Annotated in this window: 3 protein-coding genes; all 3 read left to right on the top strand. The window is 70.1% G+C overall.

The annotated features are described in order from the left end of the window. The coding region (locus IE312_RS08995; protein ID WP_229899379.1) for an HAD family hydrolase at positions 1–508 on the top strand (508 nt) is incomplete at its 5' end. A gap of 203 nt (positions 509–711) precedes the next feature. Next, complete coding sequence (locus IE312_RS08990) at positions 712–2,343, top strand: sulfite oxidase (protein ID WP_189980099.1); 1,632 nt, start codon at positions 712–714, stop codon at positions 2,341–2,343. Positions 2,344–2,439: 96 nt separating this feature from the next. Next, on the top strand, positions 2,440–3,017 hold a 578-nt coding region (locus IE312_RS08985; RefSeq protein ID WP_229899377.1), incomplete at its 3' end, for a fasciclin domain-containing protein.

Here is a 3,017-nt window from a genome sequence, read left to right as displayed (position 1 = left end):
CGCCCGGCTGATGGCACGTCTGGTGGACAAGCCCGAACTGGCGGAGGCCTTGACGGGCGCACTCCTCGACCACTTCGTGGCCCTCGTCGCCGAGGACCCGGTGACCATGCCGGGCGCGGTCCCACTCGTTCGGCTGCTCTCCACCCGGCTGCCGCTGGCCGTGGCCAGCAACTGCCCGCGGGTGGTCGTCGAAGGCAGTCTGGAACGGGCCGGACTGCGCCGCTACTTCCAGCACATCGTCGTCCCGGACCACGGGGACGGCGTCCGCCCCAAACCGTACCCGGACGTCTACACCGTGGCGGCCCGGCTCTGTGGTGTCGACCCGTGCGGCGGGCTGGCCGTCGAGGACTCCCTGACCGGGGTGGAAGCGGCCCGCCGCGCCGGATTGCGAGTACTGGGAGTCGGCCCCCGGCCGCAAGGTGACGGCGCCCACCTGGCCGACCTGTGGTTACCGGGCCTGCACTCCCCCGAACTGCTCGACTGGGCCCGCACCATGCCGATCCCGTAGATCGTGGCGGCGGCTGCCTCGATGCCGTCACCGACGGCGTTCGTCGAGCCGTCCGGTCCGAGGCCGCTTCACCGTCCGGCGATATCGGCCGGTGCTCAATCGGGTAATCCGTTCCGGAGTGCACGGTGGATTGGTCTCCGATCTTTTTTCACCTGATCAGGGCTGCGACCAATCCACCGCGCGGGCAGAACCGGATTCCCCCCGTGAGGGACGAGGAGAAGGATCAGCGAGTACGACCAGGGTGGCCGCGCCTGGCGCTGGGTGCGCTGAGCGGGGTGCTGGCCGGCTTCGCATCACTGGCGGTGGCCGAACTGGTCGCGGCAGCGGTGCGTCCGCAGTCCAGTCCGGTCGTCGCGGTGGGCGAGGCGTCCATCGACGCGACGCCCGCCGCGGTCAAGGACTGGGCGATCAGCCGCTTCGGCACCGATGACAAGCTGGTGCTGCAACTCGGCATCCTCGTCGTGCTGGCCGTGCTGGCTCTGGTGCTGGGTGCGCTGGCGGTGCGGTTTCAGCGGGTCGGAGCCGCCGGGGTCGTCCTCCTCGGAGCCGTCGGAGCGGCTGCCGCGGTGAGCCGGCCCGACTCCAGCAGCCTCACCGACGCACTCCCGTCCGTCGTCGGGGCCGTGGCCGGGGCGCTGCTCCTGTACAAGCTGGTGGGCCGCCTGGCTGCGGTGAGGCGGTCATCCGCGTCGACATCCGACTCCGCGACCGAGGAAGCGGGAGACGGCCTGCCCGCGTCCGAGGGCTGGGACCGGCGTGGATTCGTCCTCGCGACCGCATCCGCGGCAGCGGCCTCCGCCGCTGTGGGCGCGGTCGGCCGGTCCCTGAACGCCTCACGCGGCCGGGACGCGATGGCCTCCCGTCAAAGGGTCGTGCTGCCTTCTCCCGGGTCACCGGCGCAACCGGTCCCCAAGAGGGCCGTGCTCCGTGTCCCAGGGATCAGTTCCTTCGTCACGCCCCACTCACATTTCTACCGGGTGGACACGGCGCTGGTGGTGCCCAAGGTGGATGCCACCGCATGGCGGCTGCGGATCCACGGCAAGGGCGTACTCCGTCCGGGCGTCTACTCGTTCGACGACCTGCTGCGCCGTGAGCTGATCGAACGGGACATCACCCTGACCTGCGTCTCCAACGAGGTCGGTGGCCCCTACGCCGGCAATGCCCGCTGGATCGGCGTACGGCTGGCCGACCTGCTCGCCGAGTGCGGGGTCAAGCCTCCCTCACAGGGGGGTGCGGCGGATCAGCTGGTGTCTCGGTCCGTGGACGGCATGACGATCGGCAGCCCCGTCGAGGACGTCATGGACGGCCGCGACGCGATGCTGGCCCTCGGCATGAACGGCGAGCCGCTGCCCTTCGATCACGGCTTCCCGGTCCGGATGGTCGTCCCGGGCCTGTACGGGTTCGCGTCGGCCTGCAAGTGGATCGAGGACATCGAACTCACCACGTTCGATTCCTACGACCCTTACTGGGTCAAGCGCGGCTGGGCCCGCAGGGCTCCTGTGAAGACCGCCTCGCGGATCGACACCCCCAAACCGTTCGCCCGCCCCAAGGCCGGCACGGTGATGGTCGCGGGGGTCGCCTGGGCCCAGCACCGGGGCGTCGACAAGGTCGAGATCCGCGTCGACGACGGCCCCTGGCTGGAGGCCGATCTGGCCGCCGAGGACACGCGGGACACCTGGCGCCAGTGGTCGCTCGCCTGGCCGGCCACCAAGGGCGGCCACACCCTCACCGTCCGCGCCACCGATCGCACCGGCGCGGTGCAGACCGACAAACGCACCCGCACGATCCCCGACGGCGCCAGCGGATGGCACTCCGTCGTCGTGACCGTCGACTGACCACCACAAGGGACTTGTGCCCCTCCCCCTGAGCCACCTGTCTGCAACACCCCGGACGCAGCGGCATCACGCTGCACTTTCCCACAGGAGATCATGATGAACACCCGTATCCGCCGCACCGCCGGACTCTTCGCCGCCACTGCGGTGCTGCCCCTGGCCCTGACCGCCTGCTCCAGCGACAGCAGTGACTCGGGCGCGGCCGACTCCTCGGACAAGGCGTCGGCGTCGGCCACCACGAGCAGCGACGAGACGGGCAGCGACTCCGGCAGCAACGCGAGCACCATGGACCAGCCGTTCGGCCCGGCCTGTTCCGCCGTGCCGAAGAACGGCGCGGGCTCCTTCGACGGCATGGCCAAGGACCCGGTCGCCACGGCCGCCTCCCACAACCCGGCCCTGTCCACCCTGGTGACCGCGGTGAAGAAGGCCGGTCTGGTCGACACCCTCAACAACGCGCAGAACATCACCGTGTTCGCGCCGACCAACGACGCCTTCGGCAAGATCCCGAAGGCCACCCTGGACAAGGTCCTGAACGACAAGGCCCAGCTGACGAAGATCCTCACCTACCACGTCGTAGGCCAGAAGCTCACCCCCAAGGACCTGGAGAACGGCTCCTTCGACACACTGGAGAAGTCGAAGGTCACGACCTCCGGCTCGGGCGATTCGTACACGGTCGG

It is taken from the genome of Streptomyces capoamus, assembly GCF_014654935.1.
GTDB lineage: Bacteria > Actinomycetota > Actinomycetes > Streptomycetales > Streptomycetaceae > Streptomyces > Streptomyces capoamus.
Note: the sequence above shows the minus strand (reverse complement) of the source record. Positions and strands in the feature narration are given on the sequence as shown.